The following is a 19,366-nucleotide window of genomic DNA, read 5'->3' as shown; positions in this document are numbered from 1 at the left end:
TTTGTGGCCGGCCCCGCCGCAAGCCAGGCAGACCTGGGCAGCGGCAACGCCGAGCCCGGCTTCGTCCGCAGCGTCGACGACGCCGTACACCGGTTCTACGCCGCAGTGGTGGCTCACCTGGAGGAGTCCTCCTCCCAACGGTACGGCCCTACCGGATGACGTATTGACGCACGCCGCGACTCCAAGCACTGGGCTACGGCGCTCCGTCGCACGTCCTGCCAGGTTTTACGCTCACCACGGCCGTCCATGGCAACGAGACTTTGCCGTCCGTATCGGAGCTGATCTCCACGTGATGCTGGTCGGCGACGATCAGCCCGCCGCACAGTACATCGGTGTTCGTCCGTACGACGACTGGTTGCATGCCGGAATCACTTGTCGTCACCCATGCGACGACGAGAGCCCCCACCACCAGGATTACTCCGAGGACGCAGCACAGGTAGGCCCAGGCCAGTGCCCGTGTCGCCCGGGCCACCTCCCGCCGGGCGATGCCGGAGAGGTCCCCGGGCGGGTGCCGGTAGTAAATCTCATTGGCGGCCCGTCGCTTGGGTGGCTGGGGGCGCCCCCAGCCGGTCATGGCGAGGCCGTCCAGCGGATCGGGCTTGCTGCCCAGGAGCCCCTTCATGACGTACCAGTCGGTGAATTCCGGTTTCCAGTCCAGGTCGCCGTGACCGACAACGGCCGGTCCCGCCAGCTGCGGATGGGCGATACGCAGGCTTCGCGTCGCGCGGAGCACCTCCGCCACGCTCGTGTCCTGTTCGTGGGCCACCAGAACCGCTGTACGCCAGTCGCCTTCGACCTTCGCCGCGATGTCAGACCAGCCTGGCTGCGGAACGGGGTGACCGGAGAGTGACAGCGGAACCGCCTCGTGCCGAGTGTGGTACTCGGGGCCGAGGACGGCCAGCCGCCAGGGCCGGACCACCTCGGAGACCTCCTCCCCGTGCCTCCTGTTGCGTCGATCGTCCAGCGAGGAGTCCAGCCTGAACCAGCCGACCTCGTCGAGGTTCACCTGCCGGCCGAGGGGGTCCGACGCGAGCACCCCTTGATCCCGCAGGGCCTGCCAGAGGATGCGAGCGACCGAGGGCTCACGGGACTCCATGCTCCACAGCCACTGAAGTTCCAACCCCACGGCGTCGGACAGTACTTGGGCGCCTCGCCGGAACTGCTCCCGTGCCCACAGGGTGTCGTATCTCTCCAACTTCTTGCGGTTGACGCTGAGCTCGCCCGCATACGCGCCCGACAGATTGAGTACGTACCCGAAGGTCCGCTTGTCCGCGGCGATCCCGTCGCACACGATCGCCCCGTCGCCCGAGACCCACCACAACGTGCCCGGCACCGCCTCGAAGGCGAAGCGAGTCGAGAACGAACCCGGACTCTCTCCGGACTTGAGACATCCGGGCAGCCAGGTCTCCTCGGCGCCGTCCTGGTCGCACACTTCCAGCCGGAACTCGCTGATCAGGATGAGAGAGCGCAGCACGGACACAGCGGAGCCCCCGGGCAGGGCCCCCGCACGGCGCAGGTGCAGCCGGACGCGCGTGCCGCCCTCGGGCAACGCCGCGCCGCCCTCCTCGTCCTCCTCCCGTACGCGGAAGAGACTGCCGCTGACCGGGATCTCGACACGCAGTGCCTTCTTGGCCGGGCCACCGTCCGGACCGACCGGGCGGGTCACGATCGTCATCTCGTCGGCGAGCATGAAGTAGCTGAAGACACCAATACCGAAACGACTGTTGGGATACAGCCGCAGCGAACTGTCGTGGCGAAGCCATGCTGCCTGTTCCCGACGGAAGGAATGGGACTGGTCGAAGCGGCGGCCGGCCCGGGTGAAGGTGTTCTTCAGCTGGTCGAGCGTCATGCCTACGCCGTTGTCCACACACTCGACGTAACGACCGCGGCTGTCCTCGCCCACCTCGATGCGGATCCGGCCCGCCCATTGCGCCGGTTCCCGGCCGAGATCTCGCAGATACCGGCCGCGCATCTCCCGGTAGCGGCAGGCGTCCATGGCGTTCTGATAGAGCTTCCGCAGCGCGAGTTCGGGCTCTCCGTCGTACAGCTTCTCGCCCATCAGCAAACGGCGGATCTCCGTCTGCGCCAGCGAGAACCGGGCGAGCCGAACGTCGTACGAGTCCATGCCGTGCTCGCGGTCAGGTCGCAGCCCGTGGTCGGACAGCCGTGCGGGGAGTCCTCGCAGCAGCGCGGCCTCGTCCTGCGGGAGGCGGCGAGCCGACTCCCGCAGCAGGTGACCGAGATCGTCGGCGTCCTCGACGACCGAGGCGAGTGCCGCGTGGATCGCCGGATGAGGGCAGACCGCGTCCAGATGCAGATACGAGGGGGTGCTCCCGTCCTGGTCGAGGTACCAGTAGGCGTCCCGGAGCACGGTGACAACCTCGCTGGGCACCACCGGATCGGAGACGGCGAGATGCTCGGCGAGGATCTCAGGCAGACACCGAGTGTCGAAGGCGAGCATCCCAGCGAGCCGCAGCAGCGCCGCGAGGGGGCGCACGCGCAGGCGCCACGATGTTCCGCGGACGACGTGACGGTCCGGCGGCAGCCGCTCGTCGTCCGGCGGAGCGCCGACGGCGAGGCGGGCCGCCCACCATCCCGTCCGTCCCGCGCCCGCCGGCCCCCTCGCGCCCGGCCACGGCGACGGTCTCCCCCGCACCGCCCGCTCACGCCCTCGCTCCGAACGGTTCCGCGGCCACGACCGCCGCACCCACCCCGCCCGATCGCCCGTCCGCCCCGTCGGCGTCGCCTTCCTCCGGACCCGCCGGACCCGCCCGTCCGGCGGCCCCCGAGCCGTCGGGGCCGCCCGACGCGCCCGCGCCCAACGACTCCGCCTCCCTCGCGGGGCGGTCGGCGGGGGAGGGCCGGGAGCGGCCCGGCCGACCGGCCGACCCCTCCGGCTCGCCGTCCTCCACGAGCCCGGTGAAGCCCCCTCGTACCAAAACGGCAACAGAGGAGGAGCCCGCCGAGGAGTCGGACGAGGGGGTCGAGGCGGTACCCGAGACGGACGCCCCGGCCGCCGAGAGCTCGCCCGCGGAGCTGCCGGCGGCCGCTCACCGGACCGGCACCGAGGCCCCCCTCGACCTCTCCGACCGGCGGATTCCCGTGCTCACACTGGGCATGGGGCTGGCTCTGGTGGGCCTCGGCATCGGCTTTCTCGCGGTGCGGCTGCGCCGCCGCTGAGCGGCTCGCGACGGCCCGGGTCCCCCTTGAGTCGGACCTCCGGCGTCCGCCTCAGGACGGTTGTCCACGCGGACTTACTCGGTATACATACTCGGTATGTCCATCCGCCACGGGCTTCTCGCCCTCCTCGAACGCGGCCCGCGCTACGGCTCACAGCTCCGTACGGAGTTCGAGTCCCGCACCGGCTCCACCTGGCCGCTCAACGTGGGTCAGGTCTACACGACGCTCAGCCGGCTCGAACGCGACGGCATGGTCGTGCAGGACGGCGAGGACGAGGCCGGCCACCCGCTCTACGCGATCACCGACAGCGGTAGCGCCGAACTTCGCAGCTGGTTCGAGAACCCCGTCGACCGCACCAGCCCGGCCCGTGACGAGCTGGCCATCAAGCTGGCCATGGCCGTCGGGGCGCCCGGGGTCGACATCCGTGACGTCATCCAGTCCCAGCGCCGGCACACCGTGAAGGCCATGCAGGACTACACCCGGCTGAAGGCGCAGGCCCTCACCGCCGTGGAGAAGAACGGGGCCCGGGAGCGGGACGACATCGCCTGGCTCCTCGTCCTGGAGCAGCTGATCTTCCAGACCGAGGCCGAGGCGCGCTGGCTCGACCACTGCGAGTCCCGGCTGATCCGTCTCTCGTCGACCGCCCCGGCGGCGGGGCCGGAGCCGGCCTCGCCGGGGGCGGCAGCGGGAGCGGCGGAGATGGGGGCGCGGGCGGGGGCCGGGGCAGAGGGGGCCGCACGCCACCGCCCGTGATGTCCGCCCTTCACGACCGGCCCTGAGCACCCGAACGACCGGATCCACAGGGCCGACCGAGTCCACCGGCTCCACCCGACCCACCCGTACCACCTGAAGACTCCGAACCACCCGACCAGACCCATACCGTACGCACGGCGCCACCAACGACCGTCCGTCGCACCGACGTCCGGCCGTTCGCCGGCGTACGCCCGAGGGGGAACCATGTCCACACAGCAGCAGCCCGTGCTGCGTCTGCAGAACCTGACCCGCGTCCACGGCTCCGGCGCCACCGAGGTGCACGCCCTGCGCGGCATCGACCTCGACGTCCACCCCGGTGAACTCGTCGCCGTCATGGGCCCGTCGGGCTCCGGCAAGTCCACCCTGCTCACCATTGCCGGCGGCCTCGACACCCCCACCTCCGGGCAGGTCTTCGTCGAGGGCACCGACGTCACCGCCCTCGGCATCAAGGGGCTCGCCGCCCTGCGCCGCCGCAGCATCGGCTACGTCTTCCAGGACTACAACCTCATCCCGGCCCTCACCGCCGCCGAGAACGTGGCCCTGCCCCGCGAACTGGACGGCATATCGGCCCGCAAGGCCCGCACCGAGGCCCTCGCCGCCCTCGCCGAGATGGACCTCGGCCATCTCGCCGACCGGTTCCCCGACGAGATGTCCGGCGGCCAGCAGCAGCGCGTGGCCATCGCCCGCGCCCTCGTCGGCGACCGCCGGCTCGTCCTCGCCGACGAGCCCACCGGCGCCCTCGACTCCGAGACCGGCGAGTCCGTGCTGGCCCTGCTGCGCTCCCGCTGCGACGCCGGAGCCGCCGGCATCATGGTCACCCACGAGCCGCGGTTCGCCGCCTGGGCCGACCGGGTCGTCTTCCTGCGGGACGGCGCCGTCGTCGATCAGACCCTACGCAGCGATGCCGAGTCGCTCCTGACCGGCCGGGCGGCCCAGCGGTGACGACCTGGTTCCACTCCTGGCGGGCCGCGGTCCGCATCGCCCGCCGTGACGCCTGGCGCTCCAAGGGCCGCAGCTTCCTCGTCCTCGCCATGATCGCGCTGCCGATCCTGGGCGTGAGCGCCCTGGACCTGACCGTGCGCAGCGCCGAACTCACCCCCGCGCAGCGGATGGAGCGCACCCTGGGTGCCGCCGACGCCCGCTTCTCCGACGCCCGGACGGCCGGCGTGGCCATCCTGCAGGACCCCAGCGGCGAGCAGCACACCCCGGCCGGGGACTACGACTCGCCGGGCAAGTCCTGGCCCGACGGCCCGACCGATGTCACCAAGACCATCCCGGCCGGTTCGACGGTGCTGACCGACAGCAGGGGCAGCGCCAAGCTGACCACCAGGCACGGTCTGCTCCAGGCCGAGGTACGTGAGCTGGCCGCCGCCGATCCCGTCGCCCGGGGCATCATGCGGCTGCAGGAGGGCCGCTTCCCCGAGAAGAACGACGAGATCGCCGCGACCACCCGGTTCCTGGAGAGCAGCGGGCTGTCCGTCGGCTCCACCCTCACCGCCCGCGGCTTCGACCGCACCTATGTGATCAGCGGCTCGTACGAGCTGCCCAGCGACCTCACGGCACAGCAGGTCAACGTCCTGCCGGGGGCCTTCCTCGCGCCGTACGCCAAGGCGGTCGAGAAGGCCGGACTGCCGAAGCCCGACGTCTCCACCACCTACCTGGTGAAGAAGTCCGGTGGTTTCACGTGGAACACGGTCCAGGCGATCAACGCCAAGGGCGTCCTGGTCACCTCGCGCGCCGTGGCCCTCGACCCGCCCGCCGACTCCGAGGTGCCGCTCTACCAGAAGGAAGGCTGGGCCAACTACGAGAGCAGCGGGGCCGCCGACGCCGCCGCGCTCGCCGCCGTGGGCACGGTCGTCGGCCTGGCGATGCTGGAGATCTGCCTGCTCGCCGGTCCCGCCTTCGCCGTCGGTGCCCGTCGTTCCCGCCGCCAGCTGGGCCTCGTCGGCGCCAACGGCGGTGCCCGCAGCCACATCCGGGCCATCATGCTGAGCGGCGGCCTCGTCATCGGCGTCGCGGCGGCCCTGGTCGGCACGGTCCTCGCCCTGATCCTGACCTTCGCCCTTCGGCCGCTCCTCGAGGACTACATGGGGCAGCGGTTCGGCGGCTTCACCGTCAAGCCGCTGGAACTGCTCGCCATCGCCGCGCTCGCCGTCCTCACCGGCCTGCTCTCCGCGATCGTCCCGGCCGTCACCGCCTCCCGGCAGACCGTCCTGGCCTCCCTCACCGGCCGTCGCGGCGTGCGCCGCAGCAACCGCGTGCTGCCGCTGATCGGCCTCGGCGCCTTCCTGCTCGGCGCGGCCATCGCCCTGTACGGCTCGGTCGTCTCCGACCAGTTCGTCCTGGTCGCGGGTGGCTCGGCCATCGCCGAACTGGGTGTGGTCGCCATGACGCCCGCCCTGGTCGGCCTGTTCGGCCGGGCCGGCCGCTGGCTGCCGCTCTCGCCGCGCCTCGCCCTGCGGGACGCCGTCCGCAACCGGGGTCGTACGGCACCCGCTGTCGCCGCCGTCCTGGCCGCCGTCGCGGGCACCGTCGCCGTCTCGACGTACGCCGCGAGCCACGACGCCCAGAGTCTGGCCGAGTACCGGGCCAGCCTGCCGTACGGGGCCGTCGCCGCGCTCGTCACCGAGGAGGGCGGCCGGGACGTCCCCGCGGTCCGCGACGCCGTTCAGCGGACGCTGCCCGTCGACGTCCGCGCCGACGTGTTCCGGATCGCCGTCGGCAAGCCCGGCTGCGCCCCGTATGGCGAGGGCGAGGGCTGTGGCCGCTTCGAGGTCGTCATCCCGCCGGCCAACGAGTGCCCGCTGTGGGTCAGTACCCCCGACGGCTCCGACCCGGCGGAGAAGTACACCAAGGAGCAGCGGCGCGCGCTCGCCAAGGACTGGCGCTGCCTCTCGCGCGACGGCAACGGCATCTACGTCGAGGGCGGTCTCCTCATCGCCGACGCCCCGCTCCTGAAGGTCCTCGGCATCGACGACCCGGGCGCGGCCAAGGCCCTCGCCGACGGAAAGCTCCTCAGCTTCCACAAGCCCCAGGTCGACAGGAACGGCACCGTCGGCATCAAGCTGATCACCGACCCGAAGGCCGCCGACCGCGCCGCCGAGCAGAACAAGCCGGTCCCGGGCGAGCTGAAGTCCTTCCCCGCCTACCAGGTGGCCGGCTCGCCCGACTCCTACGGACTGGAGAGCGTGCTCAGCCCCGCCGCCGCCAAGGCCGCCGGGCTGACCACCGTCCCCCTCGGCGCCTTCTTCAGCACCGACCGGTTGCCCAGCACCGAGGAGCGGCAGAAGCTCGACGCCGAGATCACCAAGCTCGGCAGCAACGTCGAGCTGACCGTGGAGCAGGGCTGGGTCGACGAGAACGGGCTCGTCCTGCTCGCGCTGACCGTCTTCGCCGGCCTGGTCACCATCGGTGCGGCCGGCATCGCCACCGGTCTCGCCCAGGCCGACGCGGAGGCCGATCTCAAGACGCTCGCCGCGGTCGGCGCCCCGCCCCGGGTGCGCCGCACGCTCAGCGGCTTCCAGTGCGGTGTGGTCGCCGCGATGGGTGTGGTCCTGGGCTCGGCTGCCGGTGTCCTGCCCGCGGTCGGGCTGCGGCTCACCGAGGAGCGCGAGCAGATGCGCTTCTACCAGGAGGCTCTCGACAATGGCTGGGGCGGCGCCGGTGACGCCCCTCCGTACGTGCCGATCGTCGTCCCCTGGGAGACACTCGCCGCCCTCCTGGTGGCCGTGCCCCTCGGCGCCGCCCTGCTGGCCGCGCTGGTGACCCGCTCGCGCGGGGCGCTGGCCCGCCGCGCCGCGCACTGAGCCTCCGTTGCCGGACCGTGCCCCTGGACGAGGGTGGATCACCCTCGTCCAGGGGCAGGAGGTAGTCCCCGTCCCGGTGAGGGGCTCCGGAGCGCGACGACCGCGTGAGCAGCGGCACTGGCCCACCTGACAACTGCTGCTCTGCTTACGCGACTTGGTCGACCTTCGCGCACCTTGTGACCCAGGTCACCGAAAATGCGTCTCGCGATGAGAGATGATTCGGCCTCGTGGCGCCTGAAGCGGCACTCGAAGGCCCTTCTGTGCGTTACTCGCCCGCGACTTAGGACACGCGGAGGGCACGGAGCCACCACATTGGACTAGACAACAAATAAACCCCAGGCCGCTGACCTGGGGTTTCATCATGGAGCGGGTGACGAGAATCGAACTCGCGCTCTCAGCTTGGGAAGCGACGGCGCTTGCGGGGTGCGTCGCGTCTGACCTGCCCCTACGCGGTTTGAATCCCCACGCCTGCAGCTTGGATCGCACCGTGATTGACCGTGGTTCTCCGTTCTTACGGGCACGCCAAGGGCACGACATCCGACAGACGTGTTTCCGGGCCGCGGGCAACGTTCCTCTCCGCTCGCGCGCCGACAACGCACGAGCCGGCCGCGTGCGCCTTCGCTCATGCGCATCTGGAGAATCGTCCAGTAGAAGCTGAGGGTATGTCGCGCAGAACCGTGGTCTGGACGCATCCATGTCGTCGACCCCGGACAAGGGGGCGGGATCCGCCTGATGCTCCGGCCACAGCGCCCTGACCTCCGGCGATGGGCGCGTGTGCCGCTGCCGTCGTCGTCGTGGGCAGCTCAGCCGGAGTCACCGGTCCTCCCGCCGACGGCCGTCCGCAGTGGTCGGGCCGGTCGGACGGGTCTGATCCGTACCGGTGTCGATCAGGATCTGCTGGGCCTGCTTGGGGCTGCCGGTACGGACCGCTTCGGTCATCGCGGCTCGCGTCGGGGGGCGTGTCCGGTGGGACCACGAGCAGGGAGAAGTGGTCCTGGTCCCCTCGGGTCACGAGCGCGGTGTCGTCGCCAACGAAGAAGACGTCGATGTGCACCACACGGTGGTCGACGGTCATCCGTGTCGGTATTTCGTCCCAGGCCGCGGAGTCCAGGCCGATCCGTGTGATCGGTCCGAGGCGCTCGGTCAGTGCGCTGATCAGACCGGGCAGTTCGGCGGTGAGATCCCTGGAACGGGGCCACCACGCACCGTCGAGGATGCTCCGGCGTTCGTGAGTGGTGGTGAGCCGCAGGAGTGCCGTTCCGGGACGCATGGATTCGTGCACACCGTCCGCCAGAACTCCTGCCGGAGGCGCAGAGTCGGGATCAGGCATCGTGCTCACCTGCCTGTTCGGGGCACTCCTCGCGTCCACGCTACTCCTGCCGTGTCAGGCGCGGTCGCTGAGCGCGGCGGCAATGATCGGCTCGGCCGCCTCCTCGGTGGTGCCGGGCGGCACCACCAGCAGGTCCCAGCGGCCGTGGCCGGGGGCGAGCAGGACAACGGTGTCCGGGACGTGCACTGCGACCGTCTTCCGTAGCCGTACGACCTGGTTGGCGACGAGCATCCGGCCAGGAGCCGCGGACCAGGACGCTCCGTTCACCGTGACGCCGGCGATGTGCCCCCAGGCGCGCGGCAAAGCGGTGAGCAGCTGCGGAAGCTCTGCCAGGAGGTCGTAGGAATGCGGCCACCACACGCCGTCAAGGCGACGTGGCAGCGAGCTGTGGGGCGCGAGGCGCAGGCGGAGGAGAGGGCGGGTGGGCGGTGAGGGCGGCGCTGTGGCGATCATGCTGTTTCCTTCGACGGTTGTGGAGCGGTTGGTTCGGGTCAGGCGCGGCGGGCGGCGAGCCGGTCCGACGTGGGCCAGCGCACGTCGTGCACCCAGCCGAGGCGTTCGAGGAGGCGGATGGTGGCGGCCGACGGGTCGATCTGGCCCCGGTCGACGCCGTGCCGGGCGCTGGTGGGGTCGGCGTGGTGGAGGTTGTGCCAGCTCTCGCCGAAGGAGAGCAGGGCCAGCGGCCACAGGTTGGTGGCCCGGTCGTGACGGCGGGTACGGAAGGGTCGCTTGCCCAGCACATGGCACAGGGAGTTGACGCTCCACGTCACGTGATGGAGCAGGGCGATGCGGACGAGCCCTGCCCACAGCGCGGCGGTCAGCGCGTGGACCCAGGTGCCGCCGATTGCCCAGCCGATCGCGAACGGCAGTGCCAGCGTGAGGACGCACAGGGCCGGGAAGGCACGGGCGACAGCGCGTATGTCGCGGTCGGCCAGCAGGTCGGGGGCGATGGGGGTCCCCCCGCGCGAGCGAAGCCGAGCGTGGGGGAGGTCGGCGGACGTGGGGTCGTTGCGGAACAGCCAGCCGACGTGGGCGTCCAGCAATCCGCGCAACTGGCCGCGCAGATGAGTGCCGTAGCGGTACGGGGAGTGAGGGTCGCCGGGCCGGTCCGTGAAGGCGTGGTGGCGGCGGTGCGTGGCGACCCAGCTGATCACGTCGCCCTGGAAGCTCATCGACCCGGCCACCGCCAGCGCGATGCGCACCGGCCGGACCGCCCGGTAGCCGCCGTGGGTCAGGCCGCGGTGGAAGCCGACGGTGACGCCGAGGCCCGTGACCGCGTAGAGGACCAGCGCGAGGACGATGTCGGCGGGACGGATGAGGCTTCCCCACAGCCACCAGCCGACCGCGCCGAGCGCCAGGAACGGCAGGACGACGATCGCCGCCGTCACCGCCACGTACACCCGCTCGGCGCCACCGCGGGCGGGCGCCGGGCCGTCGGACGGGAAGGGCGCCGTTCCGTCGTGCCCCTGAGGCGGGCGGACGGGATCCGGCGGGACCGCCGCCGGTGAGGGAACGGTCGCGGACGAATCGAACGGCATGACGGGGCTCCTCGGCCTCGGTGAAGGGGATTCCTCCCACCGGCCGAGACGAGAGGCCGGGGAAGGCGCGGCCGGGTGCTCGGCTGCTGTGGTGACGTGGAGGGGCGGCCGTCAGGTGAGGCCACGCTCTCCTGCGCCGCTGGGGGTGGGGCGGTGTTCCGGCTGCGTGCCGGTCGCCTGCGGATACGCGGTTGCCACGACATCCGCGTCGAGGGCGGGTGGCAAAGGTTGCCATGATGCGGAACCCGTCCGGGCGATGAACCGCCCGGTGTCGTGGTGTGCCAGGAGTGAAAGCCGGTCCGTCGCCGGTGTGCGTCGTGCCCTCGGTCCTCAGCGTACCTGGCGGAAAGCGAAAAGGGGGTGACGGACCGTAACAGTTGCGGGAGGGGAGAGCGGGGCCGAGGGGCGCCTCGGTGCTCCGCCCTCGTCTTCCCACTGCTCCGTCTGCCCCTGCTCGCGTACGGCCTCGTCCTCGGCGTGGCGGCGTCGCTCGGCCGCCAGGAGCTCGCTCGCGGTGAGGTGGAGCGCGGGATCGGCCGCCGCGGCCATGAGCCGCGCGGCCGTGGCGGTATCGGTCCGGGGCGGGACGACGAGCAGGTCCCAGCGTCCGACGCCGTACGCAAAGAGCCGGATCATGTGCGGGTCGAAACCGGACGCGAACCACGCGGCCTTCACCGTGTGCCCGGTCACGGGCAGGTCGCAGGGCGCCGCCGGCCAGGTGTCGCGGTGGGACGCCATGCGCGACACACGTCCTCGCGTCGCGTCGAACGTTTCGGTGAGCGCGGGCAGTTCGGTCATCAGGTCGTCGGTACGGGGCCACCAGGCGCCGCACACGGGACCGGGCGGGAAGGTCGGCGGGCGCAGGGCGAGCCGGGCAGGGCGCGGTGAGGTGCGTTCCGGGCGGGCCGGGGCGCGGTCGCCGGCCCTGGGCGGTGGGCCTGTGCCGGTGGGCGGGTTCATGGTCGAGGTTCCTGTCCTCGGGCGGCCGTCGTACGACTGCCGGTGCTGCGGTGGGCCGGGGTCAGCCCGGCTCGTCGGTGTGGGCGCGTCGTGCCTGGGTGTGGCTGGTGGTCAGCCAGGGCGACTCGGCGGAGGGTTCTGCGGCGACGTGCCCGGTGTCGACGGTGAGATGGAGCAAGGTGTCGCGCCCGTCGGGGCCCGCTGGGTAGCTGCGTGGCTCGTCGCAGCGGAAGTTCCGGCGCAGCAGCTGCGCCACCCGTTGGGCGATGTCGGGGTCGGCGGCGATGATGCGGACCTCCGCGAGTTCGCCCACGGGGGGATCACCGTCCGCGGTCTCGTATGCCGGCGGATCTTCGCCTGTGCCGTGTGTGCTGCCGGTGCCGGTGCCTGTGCCGTGGCTGCGGCGGGGCGACGAATGCATGGATGTGACCTCTGTCCTGTGGGGCATCTTGGCCTCAACGCCCTGCGGCATGCGGCTTGTTGTGCGTGGTTCGGTCCCGGCGGCGGCGCGGTCGGAACCGTCCCCGGCCGCCGTCGCGATGGTCGCGACGTTCGTGCGCGGTGGACGGGGCGGAGGGCGGTGGGGGCGGCGCGGTGGTGCCGGCGGCGCGGTCGGCGGCGGCTGGGCGGCCGGGAAGGAAGCGGCTGTAGGAACGCGAGGCGATCCTTTCGGCGTGCGCCGAGTTGAGCCGGTGGATCACGTACGCTCCGACGGCGATGAGCACGAGGAACGCGGCGATGCTGACGGCGGTGTTCATGGCGGTCACGGCCTGACGGTCGGCCGACCGCGAGAGGCGCTCGGGAGAAGTGGACCTGCCGTCCCACGGGCGTGTGGTGGCGATGATGCGGTGGTGCCGGTGGTGAAGAGCAGCAGTACGGCCCTGCGCGGGTCGGGCTCTGGCCACACGTCGGCGGCGGGGGACGTATCGAGGGTCGAGGTCATCGTGCTGACCTGTCTCCGGAAACCCCTGCGTTGCGCGGGGCTTCCGGCGAAGTGTCTCGCCGAGGACGAGACCGGCGCGGGAGCCGGTGTGCGACATGCCCTCGGTACATCCACCGTACTCCCGTGCGCCCGAGGGGGAGCGGACGGCACCGCCTCGTACCCGCCTCGGCGTTCTCGGACACCGTCGGTCCACAGGGGGTGCGCGGCCGGGAGTACGGTGGGAGACACCGAGGGCATGTCGCGCACCGGCTCGGACACCGGTGCCGCTCTCGGCGACCGACGACGCCGGGCCGGATCCGCCCGTGCCCGGGGCAGGGTTCGTCTCATGACCGTGAACGTGCCGGTTCCGCCGACGACCACAGAGCTCCATGGGCGGCCCACCGGCCCGGACCGGCGCAGCACGCGGAAGCCACGCCCGCCGAGGCCGGAACGAGGCTCCTCGCCCCGCGAGGGCGAACGTGTCCGTCCGCTGACCCGGCATCAGATCGAGGATCATCTTCAGGAATTGGGCGATCTGTACGCGGAGACCTCCGGCGGCGGCCCCTGGGCGTGGAACCAGGCCCGCGGCGCCTTCCTGCGACGGCTGGCGGCCGACGTACGGCGACCGGGATTCGAGTTGCTGATCGCGGAGACCACCGCGCTGACCGGATGCGCCTACGGCTTCCCCGTACGCGCCGACGGGCCCTGGTGGGAGGGCTTCGACGGATACCTTCCGGGGAGGCTGCTCCGTCTCGCCGCCTCCGGACGTCTCTTCGTGATCTCCGGGATCCACGTTCCGTCCCGCGTGCGCCGGCAGAACCAGGACCGTGCCTGGAACCTCGCCCGGCGCCTGCAGAAACGGCTGCTCACCGACCACGGTGCCGCCGTCGGCGTCACGCTGGTGAACCGTTCCGACCACAGGGCCGTCGAGGCGCTGCGGTCCTGGGGGTGGCGGTACATCGAGGGTGACACTCGGACGGCCCCGCTCGGCCCGTTCCGCGTCCTGGTCCTCGAGACCTGAGCACTTGAGAACCTGAGCACGTCCCGCGTCACGGCGGTCACGGCTCTCACGGCGTCGGCAGCCGCAGGGCGAGGAGAGCCACATCGTCGGTGCTGCCGGGCGGCATGCGGGCGGGCAGTTGGTCGCACAGCGTGTCCAGCGGTTCGTGGGCGAGCGCGAGCGCGTGGCGTCGCAGACGGGCGAGGCCGGTGTCCAGGTCGCTGCCGGGGATCTCGATCAGGCCGTCGGTGTAGAGCAGGAGAGTGGAACCCGGTGGAAGGGACTGCGCGGCGCTCGGCCGGCTGCCGCCGGTGCCCGGAGGGACACCGAGGAGGAGGCCCTGTCCCGCTTCGAGGTACTTCGCCTGTCCATCCCGGGTCAGCAGGAGGGGCGGCGGATGCCCCGCGCTGGTCCACCGCAGCGTCCACGGACCGGTGTGCGGGCTGCCTTCGAGCAGGGCGAGGACGAGGGTGGCCATGGGGACGGTGGTGATGGCGGGCATGGCGTCGTCGAGGCGGTCGACGACGGCGCCGGGCGGGCCGCTGTGGTCCCAGGCCAGCGAGCGCAGGATGCCGTGCAGTTGCGCCATGCCGGCCGCCGCGGTCAGGTCGTGGCCCACGACGTCGCCGATGACCAGCGCGAGCGTGCCGTCCTTCCGCTCGAACGCGTCGTACCAGTCGCCACCGACCTGGGAGCCGGCCGGGGCGGGCTGGTAGCGGGCGGCCAGCCGCAGGCGGCCGGGCTGGGGCAGTGGGGCGAGCAGGTTGCGTTGCATGGCCTCGGCGACGGCGCGTTGGCGACCGAAGCGGCGGGCGTTGTCGATGACCAGGCCGACCCGGCGGCCGATGTCGCTCACCACTTTCAGGTCGTCGGCGTCGAAGGGGTGCGCCGGGTCCGTGCGCACCAGCGTCAGGGCGCCGGTGATCTGCCGCCGGGCGCCCAGCGGCACCGTGACGGCGGACGTCGCGCCGGCGGCCCGCAGGAAGCCGCTGTGGACGGCGGCCAGGGCAGAGGCGGTCGGTGCGGCCACGTCCGCCTCGCGCTGCAGGACGGGATCACCGCCGTTCAGCACCTGGACCAGAGGGGAGCGGGCCTCCTCCCCGGCCTCGGGAAGGCGCTCGCGCCAGTCCTCCTGTGCGGCGTCCCGGCCCTCGGGACCCGTCACCGCCACCCGGTGGATTTGTCCGGAACCGACCCGGAGGTCGACCGCCGCCCAGTCGGCGAGGCGGGGAACCAGCAGGCGGCCCAGCCGGGCGAGGGCCTCATCGGTCTCCAGCGTCTGACCGAGCACGTCGGTGATCTCCGCGACCAGCGTCAGCCGCTCGGTGAGGTCCTCCAGTGCACGTGTATAAGCCGCACGCTCCCGACGCGCGCTGCGGTCGCCGGCGGCGTCGGTGAACAGCACGGCCATGCCCATGAAGGCGCTGTCGTCCGTCAGGGGAGAAGCGGACCAGGAGATCGCGATCAGGCCACCGTCACCGCGCACACAGATGTCGCCCTCCCCCCGCGCCTCGGCCCTCTCGGCCCCGGCCCGCAGTAGCGGGCACTGCTCCCGGGGGATCCTGCCGCCGTGCGCGTCCCGGTGCAGCAAGTCGTGTGCGTCCTCCCCGCGCATCGCCGCGGCGGCGCGACCCAGCAGCCGCTCGGCGGCCGGGTTGACCGCGAGAATCCGTCCGGCGGGGTCCACCACGATCAGGGCCGTGCCCAGCTGCCCGACGACCTGCTGCCAGAAACCCGGCTCGGCCGCCGACCACCACCGCCCCTCATCTCCCATACCCTCCACCACGCCGCCCCTCCAGTCATGGAAACCCTCGCCGAAGACCGCGGACGCATCGGCAGACCGACACACCAGTGAATCGATGGTCCCCCGCCTTGGCACCGGTCAGCTCGGCGACCTTGCCTACTGCCCATGGTGTACGACGGGTACGGGTAGTGGTCGTCGCCGAGCCGGTCTGCGGGGAGGTTGTTCCCCGCTCGCGCTCGGCACGCACGAGCCGGCCGCATGTGCATGGGCTCATGCGGGCCCCGGAGAATCGTCCAGGAGGAGCCGACGGCGGACGGTCGGGGAACCGCCCGTCGACCGTGCTGGGCCCGTCTCAAGGGCCCGACAGGGGCCATCAGGTACGCCGATCGGTCATCGATGCCGCCGACCAGGCGCTGGGGCTGGCGGTGACGGCCGTCGACATCGTCGTGGTCGACGTGCTGGAGCCGTTCCCGCCCCTCAGCCCCGCGGGCTCCGGGCGCCTCACAGGCGTTGGTACGTGATGGCTGCCACCGAGGAGCGGTCAGGCAGCTCAGCTGGTCTGACAGTTGGTCGTACTCGGCGATTTCCGCGGGGGTCCAGGGCCCCTGGTTGTCCTCCATCTCGGAAGTGCGCAGTCCCGCCGATGCCGCCTGGATCACTGCCTTGGTCGCAGTCCGCAAGCGTTCCGCGACCTCCGCGGGCGTTCGGGCCTGGAGAAGGTCCAGTTCGTCCGCCGGGGCGCGCCGGGATGCGGTGGTCGATCCAGAAGCCGCCCCGGAGACGGCGGCGCCTTGCCTCCGGTTCGTTGTCGGGCAATACCCGGACCTCGCCTGTCTCGTCCCATCGGACGAGTAGAGGCGCCCGCCATCGGGATCCAATGTCCCCTCACAGGGCAGAGGCGGCAGGATTTCGCCGGGGGACGGCGAAGCTGAGGGCTTTCCCTGGCAGGCGCGCTGATCACCGGAGTGAAATCGCAGGTCAGCGGCCCTTCCAGCAGCTGGCTCCAAGGCACGCCCAGGAACTCGTGCCCTCCGCGTGCCCAATCTTCGGGGGCGTCACGTGTCGGGAAACGCCCCAATGCACAAAGCCCCAGATCGCTGACCTGGGGCTTTGACAAGAGCGGGTGACGAGAATCGAACTCGCGCTCTCAGCTTGGGAAGCTGATGTTCTACCATTAAACTACACCCGCGTAAGACGCCCGTTGGGAGGATGATCCCGACCGGTGTCTGATCGCCCCGTCACTCTACCCCATCCCAGGCCCCCGGCGTTGAAGCCGTGGGGCCCGAGTCTGTTTCGAGGGTGGGATCCGGCTGCGGGGGACCGGAGTTGGGGCGTACGGTGGAGGGGTGGGAGAGGCTCCGGGAGGGGTCGGAGTGCCGCCTGGAGGGCCGTCCCGCTCGTCCCGTAATGTGGCGTTTGTCGTCACGGCATCCCAGCCAGACGTGACGCGGCTCTTGGGGAAGGGACTCTAGGACTTGATGGAGCGCACCGTCGTCCGTTGTGCCGATGGGCACGTGTTCAGCACCGCTTCGTTCCCGATGCAGCAGGCCGAGCGACTCGGTCCCGGGCGGCTCGTCCGGTGTCCTCGGTGTGCCCGGCTCCGCAGTGCGGTGCCGGTGGTGCTCGAGAAGCGGTAGCGACGCGAGAGAGACAGCCTGGCGCGCGGAGTCGTCCTGATGGTGGCGGGTCCGCGCGCCTTGCGTATCCTCGGGGCGTGCTTCTCTCTGACAAGGACATCCGGGCCGAGATCGACGCCGGGCGGGTGCGGATCGATCCCTACGACGAATCCATGGTGCAGCCGTCGAGCATCGACGTGCGTCTCGACCGCTACTTCCGGGTGTTCGAGAATCACCGCTACCCCCACATCGACCCCTCCATCGAGCAGGCGGACCTGACCAGGCTGGTGGAGCCGGAGGGGGACGAACCGTTCATCCTCCACCCCGGGGAGTTCGTCCTCGCCTCCACCTACGAGGTCATCACGCTCCCCGACGATCTCGCCTCGCGACTCGAGGGCAAGAGCTCGCTCGGGCGGCTCGGGCTCGTCACGCACTCCACCGCCGGTTTCATCGACCCCGGCTTCTCCGGACACGTCACCCTCGAGCTCTCCAACCTCGCCACCCTGCCGATCAAGCTCTGGCCCGGTATGAAGATCGGCCAGCTGTGCATGTTCCGGCTGAGCTCGCCCGCGGAGTACTCCTACGGCAGCGAGCGGTACGGGTCCCGGTATCAGGGCCAGCGGGGGCCGACCGCCTCCCGGTCCTTCCTCAACTTCCATCGGACGCAGGTGTGAGCACGGGGATGAGTGGGGCCGGCATGAGCGACATACGGGAGAACCTCACCTACGAGCGGTTCGGCGTCGCCGTGCGCGAGCTCGCGCAGACCATCGCCGACGACGGCTACGAGCCCGACATCGTGCTCTCCATCGCCCGCGGCGGCGTCTTCGTCGCCGGCGGCCTCGCCTACGCCCTCGACTGCAAGAACCTTCATCTGGTCAACGTCGAGTTCTACACCGGCGTGGGCACCACCCTCGAGATGCCCGTCATGCTCGCCCCCGTCCCCAACGTCATCGACTTCTCCGACAAGAAGGTCCTGATCACCGACGACGTCGCCGACACCGGCAAGACGCTCAAGCTGGTCCGCGACTTCTGCCTCGACACCGTCGCCGAGGTGCGCAGCGCCGTCATCTATGAGAAGTCCCACTCGCTCGTGAAGTGCGAGTACGTGTGGAAGCGGACCGACGACTGGATCAACTTCCCGTGGAGTGTCCTGCCTCCCGTCCACAGGTCCGGCGAGGCACCCAAGCAGAACAAGGAAGCGCTCTGAGGCGTGACGGGATGCGCATGCCACGCTTGAGGCCCCTCGGTGATCAATCACCGAGGGGCCTCAGAAGTTGGCGGTCTCCTGGAGCCGCGCCGGGGGCACGGAGCCGTCAGAGCGGATTGTCCGCGGGCTTACCGCCCCTAGAACGTGCCCAGCTTCACGATCGACAGCAGCGCGATCAGCTGGATCGCCGACGCTCCCAGGGCCTTGGGCCACGGCAGGTCGTGGGAGCGGCTGACCATCATCGTCAGCAGGGCGCCCGCCGCCACCCACGTCGCCCAGCCCAGGACCTGGACGAAGGACGCGTCGCCGCCGAGGAACATCGCGACGACCAGGCGGGGGGTGTCCGTGAGGGACATGATCAGCATGGAGAGGCCGACCGTGGGCTGCCAGGCGCCGTCGCCGCCGAGCTGGCGGGCGAGGGTGTGTGTGACGACGCCGAGGATGAAGGAGCTCAGCACCATCGCGACGGCCGTCGTCAGGACGATCGGGATCGCGTTGGACAGCGTGGCGTTGATCGCGTCCGAGCGCGTGTCGTCGAAGCCGAAGACCGCGAGCAGGCCGTAGAGGAAGGTGACGATGAGGGCGGGGCCCCACATCGTGTAGTCCCGCATCTGGAGGAACGTCTGGTTGGGGGACAGGACGACGCCCTTCAGCAGCTCCTTCCAGTGCAGGCGCGGGCCGATCGGGCCCGACGGGGCCGTGGAGCCGGCGTGGTAGGTCTCGCCCTGGCTGTACTGCTGGTGGTCGTCGATCGAGAAGGCCTGGGTGTGACCCGGGTTGTTCGCGGCGTACGGGTCGGGGGCGCCCGGTCCGGGGGCGTACGGGTCGTCGCCGCCGAAGTACTCCGGCTCGTCGCCCTGACGGCCGTAGCCGCCGCCCTGGCCGCCGCCGTTCGCCGGGGGCCACTGCCCGCTGCCGCCGCCGTACGGGGGCTGCTGGCCACCGCGGTACTGCGGCCGCTGCTGCGGGTACGGGTGCTGCGCCGGCGGGTAGCCGTGCGACGGCCCCTGGGGCGCCTGCTGCCCGTACGGAGGGTCTTGGGGTCGCGTCTGCGGGGCGCGGCCGTCCCGGCCGCCGCGTCCGATCCTGAATCCAGCCACGTCATCGAACGTACCTGGTCCCGGGAAGTGACGTGCGGGGCCGGGGTGTTCGGGCACGGCTTTGCGGCCGAGCTGTGACATCCCCTAAGGGCAGACCCTGGCAGACCCGTACGCCCCCCGGGGGACGGCTGCGTGCGCCGACGCCCCCCTGTCCGCGTGGGACAGGGGGGCGTCTCAAGGCACCGCCGGCGACGGTCACTTCACCGGCTC

The 19,366-nt window shown here is 71.4% G+C and carries 15 protein-coding genes, 1 tRNA gene and 1 pseudogene; 7 read left to right on the top strand and 10 right to left on the bottom strand.

Annotated features, from left to right (window positions below):
* Positions 1-193: 193 nt before the first annotated feature.
* A complete protein-coding gene (locus tag ACPT94_RS15690) occupies positions 194-2,656 on the bottom strand; it encodes an HD domain-containing protein (protein ID WP_425246078.1) in 2,463 nt (820 codons plus the stop codon).
* 263 nt (positions 2,657-2,919) lie between these two features.
* Between ACPT94_RS15690 and ACPT94_RS15685 the strand changes: the two genes are divergently transcribed.
* The 4 genes from ACPT94_RS15685 to ACPT94_RS15670 all read left to right on the top strand — a co-directional run bounded on the left by ACPT94_RS15685 (position 2,920) and on the right by ACPT94_RS15670 (position 7,739).
* Positions 2,920-3,180 carry a hypothetical protein gene (locus tag ACPT94_RS15685; protein WP_425246077.1) on the top strand — a complete coding sequence of 87 codons (261 nt, stop codon included), beginning with the start codon at positions 2,920-2,922 and terminating at the stop codon, positions 3,178-3,180.
* 96 nt (positions 3,181-3,276) lie between these two features.
* Positions 3,277-3,933, top strand: a complete 657-nt coding sequence (locus ACPT94_RS15680) for a PadR family transcriptional regulator (RefSeq protein WP_425246076.1) — start codon at positions 3,277-3,279, stop codon at positions 3,931-3,933.
* A 204-nt stretch (positions 3,934-4,137) separates the two neighbouring features.
* Positions 4,138-4,875, top strand: a complete 738-nt coding sequence (locus tag ACPT94_RS15675) for an ABC transporter ATP-binding protein (RefSeq protein WP_360346043.1) — start codon at positions 4,138-4,140, stop codon at positions 4,873-4,875.
* Complete coding sequence (locus tag ACPT94_RS15670) at positions 4,872-7,739, top strand: FtsX-like permease family protein (protein ID WP_360346045.1); 2,868 nt, start codon at positions 4,872-4,874, stop codon at positions 7,737-7,739. The genes ACPT94_RS15675 and ACPT94_RS15670 overlap by 4 nt, the downstream gene beginning before the upstream one ends.
* A gap of 813 nt (positions 7,740-8,552) precedes the next feature.
* Here ACPT94_RS15670 and ACPT94_RS15665 read toward each other — a convergent pair.
* The 6 genes and pseudogenes from ACPT94_RS15665 to ACPT94_RS15640 all read right to left on the bottom strand — a co-directional run bounded on the left by ACPT94_RS15665 (position 8,553) and on the right by ACPT94_RS15640 (position 12,325).
* Positions 8,553-9,069: pseudogene (locus tag ACPT94_RS15665) on the bottom strand (DUF5994 family protein).
* A 54-nt stretch (positions 9,070-9,123) separates the two neighbouring features.
* Positions 9,124-9,522: a DUF5994 family protein gene (locus ACPT94_RS15660; RefSeq protein WP_425246075.1), complete on the bottom strand. Its 399-nt coding sequence runs from the start codon at positions 9,520-9,522 to the stop codon at positions 9,124-9,126.
* A 38-nt stretch (positions 9,523-9,560) separates the two neighbouring features.
* The gene (locus ACPT94_RS15655; protein WP_425246074.1) at positions 9,561-10,607 is read right to left on the bottom strand and encodes an acyl-CoA desaturase; all 1,047 of its coding nucleotides are present in this window, start codon (positions 10,605-10,607) and stop codon (positions 9,561-9,563) included.
* Between the two features lie 330 nt (positions 10,608-10,937).
* Complete coding sequence (locus tag ACPT94_RS15650) at positions 10,938-11,567, bottom strand: DUF5994 family protein (protein WP_425246073.1); 630 nt, start codon at positions 11,565-11,567, stop codon at positions 10,938-10,940.
* 61 nt (positions 11,568-11,628) lie between these two features.
* Positions 11,629-11,880, bottom strand: coding sequence for a hypothetical protein (locus tag ACPT94_RS15645; protein WP_425246072.1), 252 nt, complete (start codon positions 11,878-11,880; stop codon positions 11,629-11,631).
* 142 nt (positions 11,881-12,022) lie between these two features.
* Positions 12,023-12,325 (bottom strand): hypothetical protein, encoded by a 303-nt coding sequence (locus ACPT94_RS15640; RefSeq protein ID WP_425246117.1) that lies wholly within the window; start codon positions 12,323-12,325, stop codon positions 12,023-12,025.
* 690 nt (positions 12,326-13,015) lie between these two features.
* Between ACPT94_RS15640 and ACPT94_RS15635 the strand changes: the two genes are divergently transcribed.
* Positions 13,016-13,510 (top strand): hypothetical protein, encoded by a 495-nt coding sequence (locus ACPT94_RS15635; RefSeq protein ID WP_425246071.1) that lies wholly within the window; start codon positions 13,016-13,018, stop codon positions 13,508-13,510.
* Between the two features lie 46 nt (positions 13,511-13,556).
* Here the strand turns inward: ACPT94_RS15635 and ACPT94_RS15630 are convergent, their stop codons facing one another.
* Positions 13,557-15,263, bottom strand: a complete 1,707-nt coding sequence (locus ACPT94_RS15630) for a SpoIIE family protein phosphatase (protein WP_425246070.1) — start codon at positions 15,261-15,263, stop codon at positions 13,557-13,559.
* Positions 15,264-16,351: 1,088 nt separating this feature from the next.
* Positions 16,352-16,422 (bottom strand) — tRNA-Gly (locus ACPT94_RS15625).
* A gap of 525 nt (positions 16,423-16,947) precedes the next feature.
* On the opposite strand from ACPT94_RS15625, the gene dcd reads away from it, so the two are divergent.
* Both dcd and ACPT94_RS15615 read left to right on the top strand, forming a co-directional pair.
* Positions 16,948-17,523 carry a dCTP deaminase gene (dcd, locus tag ACPT94_RS15620; RefSeq protein WP_360346047.1) on the top strand — a complete coding sequence of 192 codons (576 nt, stop codon included), beginning with the start codon at positions 16,948-16,950 and terminating at the stop codon, positions 17,521-17,523.
* A 23-nt stretch (positions 17,524-17,546) separates the two neighbouring features.
* Positions 17,547-18,056, top strand: a complete 510-nt coding sequence (locus tag ACPT94_RS15615; protein WP_360346049.1) for a phosphoribosyltransferase — start codon at positions 17,547-17,549, stop codon at positions 18,054-18,056.
* Positions 18,057-18,193: 137 nt separating this feature from the next.
* Here ACPT94_RS15615 and ACPT94_RS15610 read toward each other — a convergent pair whose 3' ends face one another.
* Entirely contained in the window at positions 18,194-19,237 is a 1,044-nt protein-coding gene (locus ACPT94_RS15610; protein WP_360346051.1) for a Yip1 family protein, read from the bottom strand.
* Between the last annotated feature and the right edge of the window lie 129 nt (positions 19,238-19,366).

The organism is Streptomyces aurantiaciflavus, assembly GCF_049808595.1.
Classification (GTDB): Bacteria; Actinomycetota; Actinomycetes; order Streptomycetales; family Streptomycetaceae; genus Streptomyces.
This window is presented reverse-complemented; position numbering and strand designations above follow the sequence as displayed.

Bases quoted from the DNA above. Each gene is read 5' to 3' on its own strand.
- ACPT94_RS15680 (WP_425246076.1), top strand. From the start codon at position 3,277: ATGTCCATCCGCCACGGGCTTCTCGCCCTCCTCGAACGCGGCCCGCGC.
- ACPT94_RS15675 (WP_360346043.1), top strand. From the start codon at position 4,138: ATGTCCACACAGCAGCAGCCCGTGCTGCGTCTGCAGAACCTGACCCGC.
- ACPT94_RS15660 (WP_425246075.1), bottom strand. From the start codon at position 9,522: ATGATCGCCACAGCGCCGCCCTCACCGCCCACCCGCCCTCTCCTCCGC.
- ACPT94_RS15655 (WP_425246074.1), bottom strand. From the start codon at position 10,607: ATGCCGTTCGATTCGTCCGCGACCGTTCCCTCACCGGCGGCGGTCCCG.
- ACPT94_RS15650 (WP_425246073.1), bottom strand. From the start codon at position 11,567: ATGAACCCGCCCACCGGCACAGGCCCACCGCCCAGGGCCGGCGACCGC.
- ACPT94_RS15640 (WP_425246117.1), bottom strand. From the start codon at position 12,325: ATGAACACCGCCGTCAGCATCGCCGCGTTCCTCGTGCTCATCGCCGTC.
- ACPT94_RS15630 (WP_425246070.1), bottom strand. From the start codon at position 15,263: ATGGGAGATGAGGGGCGGTGGTGGTCGGCGGCCGAGCCGGGTTTCTGG.
- ACPT94_RS15615 (WP_360346049.1), top strand. From the start codon at position 17,547: ATGAGCGACATACGGGAGAACCTCACCTACGAGCGGTTCGGCGTCGCC.
- ACPT94_RS15610 (WP_360346051.1), bottom strand. From the start codon at position 19,237: ATGTCACAGCTCGGCCGCAAAGCCGTGCCCGAACACCCCGGCCCCGCA.